1 pseudogene is annotated in these 567 nt (G+C 71.6%); it reads left to right on the forward strand.

Annotated features, from left to right (window positions below):
• Nucleotides 1-567: pseudogene (locus ACU8YE_RS24100) on the forward strand (trimeric autotransporter actin-nucleating factor BimA); the annotation flags it as partial.

Below are 567 nucleotides of genomic sequence, written 5' to 3' on the forward strand. Positions count from 1 at the left end.
CACCGAAACCGCAGCCGCGGTCGACACCACCGCAATCGACGCCACCCAAGCCGACGCAGCACCCGACCGCGCCCAACCCGAACGTACCCGACGCATCGACGCCTGATGCATCGACGCCTGACGCATCGGCGCCCGACGCATCGACGCCCGACGCATCGACGCCCAGCCGACCTGCCCCTGCCCCCCGAGCGGGCACGGGCGCGCCCGCTGCTTCGGCGGCGACGCGCGCTCCCGCCTTTGCAAACCGCGTGCGCAAGCCGAATCCGGCTATGCCCGCCGCGTCGTCGCATGCGATCGCGAGCGACTTCGCGTCGAGCAACGCGTTCGCGATCGGCGACGACTCGACCGCCGTCGGAGCGCAAGCGATCGCGTTCAGCGAGCAATCGATCGCCATCGGCTCGCGCGCGATTGCCGCCGGCGCCCGTTCGATCGCCGTCGGCACGGACGCGATAGCAGCCGCCCCCGATTCGGTCGCCCTCGGCTCGGGCTCCATCGCCGAACGCGAAGGCACGGTGTCCGTCGGCAGAGACGGCCACGAACGCCAGATCACCCATGTCGCATCCGGCA

The organism is Ralstonia sp. VS2407 (genome assembly GCF_052950655.1).